General features: G+C 68.6%; 4 protein-coding genes and 1 pseudogene. 3 read left to right on the top strand and 2 right to left on the bottom strand.

Annotated features, from left to right (window positions below):
• Window positions 1–440: 440 nt before the first annotated feature.
• Window positions 441–1,829: a class I SAM-dependent RNA methyltransferase gene (locus J1C73_RS05405; RefSeq protein ID WP_207315329.1), complete on the bottom strand. Its 1,389-nt coding sequence runs from the start codon at window positions 1,827–1,829 to the stop codon at window positions 441–443.
• A gap of 146 nt (window positions 1,830–1,975) precedes the next feature.
• On the bottom strand, window positions 1,976–4,024 hold the full coding sequence (locus J1C73_RS05410; protein WP_207315330.1) for an APC family permease: 2,049 nt from the start codon (window positions 4,022–4,024) through the stop codon (window positions 1,976–1,978).
• Window positions 4,025–4,366: 342 nt separating this feature from the next.
• On the opposite strand from J1C73_RS05410, the gene J1C73_RS05415 reads away from it, so the two are divergent.
• The 3 genes and pseudogenes from J1C73_RS05415 to J1C73_RS05425 form a co-directional block, all read left to right on the top strand.
• Entirely contained in the window at window positions 4,367–5,035 is a 669-nt protein-coding gene (locus J1C73_RS05415; protein ID WP_026242838.1) for a potassium channel family protein, read from the top strand.
• Complete coding sequence (locus J1C73_RS05420) at window positions 5,035–5,712, top strand: potassium channel family protein (RefSeq protein ID WP_207315331.1); 678 nt, start codon at window positions 5,035–5,037, stop codon at window positions 5,710–5,712. Before J1C73_RS05415 ends, J1C73_RS05420 begins: the two co-directional genes overlap by 1 nt.
• A gap of 361 nt (window positions 5,713–6,073) precedes the next feature.
• Window positions 6,074–6,676 (top strand): annotated as a pseudogene (locus tag J1C73_RS05425) (IS30 family transposase); the annotation flags it as partial.
• Between the last annotated feature and the right edge of the window lie 105 nt (window positions 6,677–6,781).

Genomic DNA, 6,781 nt, shown 5'->3' on the forward strand with positions numbered 1-6,781 from the left:
CATCAGGCCTAGGGCCCGCAGAGAATTAACTTGGTGGTTTTGGTGCTTGACCTCGCAGGTCAAGCCGCCGCTCGCCCGCGTGTTGTTCTTCTGCGGGCCCTAACGAGCTCGTGCACGATTAGCGGTGGGACGTCGAAGGGGCCTTGACCCAAGGCCGGGTGCAACGGACCCCCGTACCGGAGTCCGTTGCCCCGTGCCGAGGATCCGGCCCACACGACCCCAGCAGGAGAGGTCCACGAGGTTGAGAGTCCCAATTCGAGCGTCATACGCGCGTCAGGACTCTCCGAACGCGACCCTGAAGGCGTCGACGATGCCAGCGCCTCCCTCATAAATTCGCAGGTCAGGAAGCCTTCAGTCGATCCGTCTGCTCGACCCACTGCACTTCGGGAAACAGGTCGAGCACCACCGGCCACATCTGAAAAACACAAGAAAGCCGCAGGTCAGAGCCCCTTTGCAGTAGGCTCCAAAATCGCCACGCACTCCACGTGCGACGTCATCGGGAACAGATCGAACGCCCGCAGCGTCCGCACCTTGTACCCGCCCTCGCGGAAGTACGCCAGGTCCCGCGCCAGCGCCGCCGGGTCGCATGCCACGTAGGCGATGCGGCGGGCGCCGAGGGCGGCGAGGCGCTTGACCGTCTGCTTGCCGGCTCCGGCGCGGGGCGGGTCGAGGACGATCAGGTCGGCCTCGGTGATGCCGGTGCGGGGCAGGATCTGGTCGACCTTGCCGTGCTCGATGCGGACCCGCTCCAGGTCCTTGAGGTTGTGGCGGGCGTCCTCCACCGCGCGCTTGCCGGACTCGATGCCGAGGACCGCGCCCTTGTCGCCGAGGCGTTCGGCGAGGGAGCCGGCGAACAGGCCGACGCCGCAGTACAGGTCGAGGGCCATTTCGCCCTTGCGCGGCATAAGGCCCTGCATGACGGCCTTGACCAGGGTGTAGGCGGCCTGGGGGTGGACCTGCCAGAAGCCGCCGGAGCCCACGCGGTAGGTGCGGTCATCGGCGCGTTCGCGGACGAAGCCGCGGCCGTGGACGCGGTGCACTCCGCCGTCGTGCTCGTCGACGCGCAGGACCGAGACGGGCTTGTCGAGCTCGACCAGCGGGAGGCGGCCGCCGGAGCGGGGGGTGAGGATGACCTGACGGTCGTTGGAACCGGTGGCGGCGATGGCCTCCACCGTGGCCATCTGGGGCCAGTCCTGCTTCTCGATGCCGAGTTCGGTGACGCCGGGGGCGGCGATCAGGCAGTGGTCGATGATCTCGATGTCGTGCGAGCGGTGCTTGCGCAGGCCGACCCGGCCGTCCTCGTCGATGGCGTACTGGACCCGGGTGCGCCAGGCGGGCACCTCGCCCGGCGGGAGCTTGTCGCCCTCGGCCGGCATGACGGTGCCGTCCCAGCCGGCCTCCTCCGGGGTGAGGCCCGCGAGGTGCTGGAGCTGTTCGGCGATCACTTCGCCCTTGAGCCGTCGCTGGGCGCCGGGCTTGGCGTGCTGCCAGTCGCAGCCGCCGCACTTGCCGGGACCCGCGAACGGGCAGGGGGCCTTCACGCGGTCCTTGGACGCCTCGATGATCCGCACCGCGTCGGCGCGCAGGAAGCGGGAGTCGGCCGCGCCGTCGGTGACCCGGGCGACAACCGTCTCGCCGGGGAGCGTGTGGCGTACGAACAGGACCTGGCCCTGCGAGGTCCGGGCGATGCAGTGGCCGCCGTGTGCGACGGGGCCGACCTCGACCTCGTACTCCTGCCCCACCAGCGATTCCACGGCCTGCGTTTCTTCCGCCTGCGGGTCTGCGGCCTGCGTTTCCCCGGTCTGCGGCGACGTGGATTCGTTCTGCATGAGGGGGTGGCTCCAGAGATCAGGGGAAACAGGGGGAACGAACGCGACGTGAAAGCGGCCGGACAACAACCTACGAGTGTACGTGGGTGTCGTCCGGCCGCTTACCACGAGCGGGACCGGGCTGCGGAATGGACCGCTGCCGTGTGTCAGCTCTTGTGGGTGGGCTCCTTGGGCCTGCGCTCCACCGGGCCGCGTCGCACCATGCCCGGGGCGCTCCAGTCCGCGCGCTTCCTGGCCCGCTTCTTGGCCGCCTCGGAGGACTCCAGCTGGTACGGCACGGAGGTGACCATCACGCCGGGGGTGAAGAGCAGCCGGCCCTTGAGCCGCAGGGCGCTCTGGTTGTGCAGCAGGTGCTCGTACCAGTGGCCGACGACGTACTCCGGGATGTAGACGCTCACGACGTCGCGCGGGCTCTCCCGGCGCAGGCCCTTGACGTACTCGATGACCGGGCGGGTCACTTCGCGGTACGGCGAGTCGAGGATCTTCAGCGGCACGTTGATGCCGCGCCGCTCCCAGTCCTCCCTGAGCGCCTTCGTCTCGGCCGGGTCGACGCTGATGGAGAGCGCCTCCAGCTGGTCCGAGCGGATCAGCTTCGCGTACGCGAGCGCGCGCAGGGTGGGGCGGTGGAGCTTGGAGACCAGGACGATCGAGTGGACCCGGGAGGGCCGGACGCTCTCGTCGGACGGGGTCTCGTCGGCGGCGATCTCCTCGGCGACCCGGTCGTAGTGCTTACGGATCGCGGTCATCGTGCCGTAGAAGATCACCATGCCGAGCAGCGCGACCCAGGCGCCGTGGGTGAACTTGGTGGCCAGGACGACGACGAGCACCAGGCCGGTGAAGAAGGCGCCGAAGGTGTTGATCGCGCGGGAGCGGATCATGTGACGGCGCTTGAGCGGGTCCTTCTCGGCCCGCAGGTGGCGGTTCCAGTGCCGGACCATGCCGGTCTGGCTGAGGGTGAAGGAGACGAACACACCGACGATGTAGAGCTGGATCAGCCGGGTCGAGTCCGCCCCGTAGATGACGACCAGCAGGATCGCGGCGCCGGCCAGCAGCACGATGCCGTTGGAGAAGGCGAGGCGGTCGCCGCGGGTGTGCAGCTGGCGCGGCAGGTAGCGGTCCTGGGCCAGGATCGAGCCGAGCAGCGGGAAGCCGTTGTACGCGGTGTTCGCGGCCAGGAAGAGGACGAGTGCGGTGGCCCCGGCGAGGATGACGAAGAAGAACGTCCCGTCACCGAACACGGCGGCCGCGACCTGGGAGATCACCGGGTCCTGGACGAAGCTCGAACCGACCGGGGTGCCGTTGTTGATCAGGTCCTTCGCCGGGTTCTCGGCCATCTTCACATCGGTGGCCATGGCCAGCCCGATGATGCCGCAGAACATCGTGACGGCCAGCAGGCCCATCGCCGCGAGGGTGGTGGCGGCGTTCTTGCTCTTCGGCTTGCGGAAGGCGGGGACGCCGTTGCTGATCGCCTCGACGCCGGTGAGGGCGGCGCAGCCGGAGGAGAACGCCCGCAGCAGCAGGAAGACCAGGGCGAAGCCCGACAGGCCCTCGTGCTCGGCCTTGATCGTGTAGTCCGAGGTCGGGGCGTGCATGGTGTCGCCGAGGACCAGCCCGCGGAAGGCACCCCACGCGATCATGATGAAGACGCCGGCCACGAAGAGGTACGTGGGGATGGCGAAGAGCTTCCCCGACTCCTTCACGCCACGCAGGTTCATCACCGTCAGCAGCACGATGGCCGCGACGGCACAGGCCGTCTTGTGCTCGACGACGAACGGGATCGCGGAGCCGAGGTTCTCCACCCCGGAGGCGATCGACACGGCGACGGTGAGGACGTAGTCGACCAGCAGGGCGCTGGCGACGGTCAGACCGGCCTTCGGGCCGAGGTTGGTGGTCGCGACCTCGTAGTCGCCGCCGCCGCTCGGGTACGCGTGCACGTTCTGCCGGTAGGAGGCGACGACGGTGAACATCAGGACCACGACAGCGACTGCGATCCACGGGCTGAAGTGGTACGCCGACACGCCTGCGATGGACAGCACCAGGAGGACTTCTCCGGGGGCGTACGCCACCGAGGACAGCGGATCGGATGCGAAGACGGGCAGGGCGATGCGTTTGGGGAGGAGTGTCTCCCCCAGCTTGTCGCTGCGCAGGGCCCGTCCGATCAGGATCCGTTTGGGCACGTCGGTCAGTTTGGACACGCTGAGGATCGTAAGGGTTCCGTATGGAGCCCGCCCACGCACCACCCCCGTATCACTTGAATCTCCTGCACTCGGACGGAAAAGCCACGAAATCCTTAACGGAATCCTTGCACCGCGGCCCCCCGAATGGCACCGGAACACTTCGGTCGGCGGCCCCTTTGCCATCGCGGCCCCGGCGAAAGGACACTCGAATGAGGCAACGCAGCCGGCGCCGCATAAGCTCATCCTGGGCAACGGGGACGAACCGTTGCCCCATTGTTTGCCCGGCCAGCCGAGAAAAGAGTGTGAGCAGGGTGTTTTCGCAGGTCAGCCGGACGACCAGAACTGCGAGGTAGGCGCAAGGTGCACATCGTCATCATGGGCTGCGGGCGAGTGGGAGCCGCTCTCGCGCAGACCCTGGAGCAGCAGGGGCACACGGTCGCCGTCATCGATCAGGACCCCACCGCGTTCCGGCGCCTCGGCTCCGGATTCGGCGGCCGTCGGGTCACCGGCGTCGGTTTCGACCAGGACACCCTCCGCGAGGCGGGGATCGAGGAGGCCGGTGCGTTCGCGGCGGTGAGCAGCGGCGACAACTCGAACATCATCGCGGCCCGGGTGGCGCGCGAGATGTTCGGCATCGAGAACGTCGCGGCCAGGATCTACGACCCCCGGCGTGCCGAGGTCTACCAGCGCCTCGGCATCCCCACGGTCGCCACCGTGCGCTGGACCGCGGACCAGATGCTGCGCCGGCTGCTGCCCTCGGGCGCCGAGCCGCTGTGGCGGGACCCGAGCGGCGGTGTCCAGCTCGCCGAGGTGCACACCACGCCGTCCTGGATCGGCCACAAGATCAGCACGCTGCAGGAGGAGACGGGCGTCCGCGTGGCGTTCCTCACCCGGTTGGGCGAAGCCATACTGCCGTCGTCGCAGACGGTGCTGCAGGAGGGTGACCTGGTCCACGTGATGATGCGTACGGACGAGATCGCGAAGGTCGAGGCGGCCTTCGCCGAGGGCCCTGAGGAGGGCGGTCACTGATGCGTGTCGCGATTGCCGGGGCCGGTGCGGTGGGCCGTTCCATCGCGGCCGAACTGCTGGAGAACGGCCACGAGGTGCTGCTCGTCGACAAGGCGCCGACCGCCATCTCGGTGGAGCGGGTGCCGATGGCCGAGTGGCTGCTGGCGGACGCCTGCGAGATCACCTCGCTGGACGAGGCGGCGCTTCAGCGCTGCAACGTCGTGATCGCCGCGACCGGCGACGACAAGGTGAACCTGGTCGTCTCGCTGCTCGCCAAGACGGAGTACGGCGTGCCGCGGGTCGTCGCCCGGGTGAACAACCCGAAGAACGAGTGGCTGTTCAACGAGTCCTGGGGCGTCGATGTGGCGGTCTCCACGCCGCGGCTGATGTCGGCCCTGGTCGAGGAGGCGGTGAGCGTCGGCGATCTGGTCCGGCTGCTGCGCTTCAGCCACGGCGACGCCAACCTGGTCGAGCTGACGCTGCCCCCGGAGTCGGCGCTGGCCGGTACCCGGGTCGGCGAGGTGGCGTGGCCCGAGGACACCTCGCTGGTGACGATCATCCGCGGACAGCGGGTTCTGACGCCGAGCACGGAGGAGAGCCTGGAGGCCGGTGACGAGCTGCTGTTCGTGGCGGCCCAGGCGCGCGAGGAGCAGTTGGAGGACCTGTTGTCGGTGCGCCGGGGAGACCCGGAGAACTGAGCGGACACGAAAAGGGGCCCGGGACCGCTTGGGTTCCTTGGGTTCTAACGGTCCTCGCAACACCCGCGATCTGTGGGAGTTGCGAGGACCGTGGGCGTTGGAAGGGCTGGTCTTGCGGGGTTGAGGGAGCGTTTCCTTGCGCGGCTGGATGTCGTGGGGAGCGTGACGGTGGTGGCGCGCGAGCTGGGCGTCAACCAGAACACGGCGTTCGGTTGGGCCCGGAAAGCCGGTCGTGGGTCGGTGCGCCTGCCGCGACGGCATCTGCGGCGCGATGAGTACGAGCGCTGAGGGCCAGGGGTGTTCCGCAGTCCGTGGCGGCCAGGCGTGTCGGGGTGAACGAGCGTACGGCCAGGGACTGGGACCAGGGCGTCAAGAAGTCGTGCAGGACGGACTGCGCGGACGGTGGTCACCGGAGCAGATCTGCCACGCTCTACGCAGGGAACATCCTGACGACCGGAGCATGCGGGTGAGCGTGGAAACGATCTACCAGGCACTGTATTTCCAGGCCCGTGGCGGCCTGAAACGGGAAGTGCAGGCAGCGATCCGGACCGGCCGCACCCGCCGCAAACCACGCCGGGACCCAGACCGGCGCACACCACGGTTCATCGACCCGATGGTGATGATCAGCGAGCGCCCCGCCGATATCGAGGACCGGGCCGTGCCCGGTCACTGGGAAGGCGACCTGATCATCGGCGCCAACAGCCGCTCCGCGATCGCGACCCTCGTCGAGCGCAGCACCCGCTACACCCTGGTCTACTTCTGCGACCCCGCCTCACCCTGGCAACGCGGCACCAACGAAAACACCAACGGCCTGCTCCGTCAGCACTTCCCCAAGGGCACCGACCTGAGTGTCTTCAGTCCTGAAGACCTCGAACACGTCTCCCAGGAACCCAACGGCCGCCCACGCAAGACGCTCGGCTGGGATACTCCAGCCGAGCGTCTACGTGATCTACTCACCACCTGAAACCAGGCAGTGTTGCAAGGACCCCTGGAACCCAAGCCGCCAGTGGCGGTCCCGGGCCCCTTTTCGTGTACGCGCTCCGCGGCGCGGGGACCGGGTCTCGGGGAC

The organism is Streptomyces laculatispora (genome assembly GCF_017353455.1).
Taxonomy (GTDB): Bacteria; Actinomycetota; Actinomycetes; order Streptomycetales; family Streptomycetaceae; genus Streptomyces; species Streptomyces laculatispora.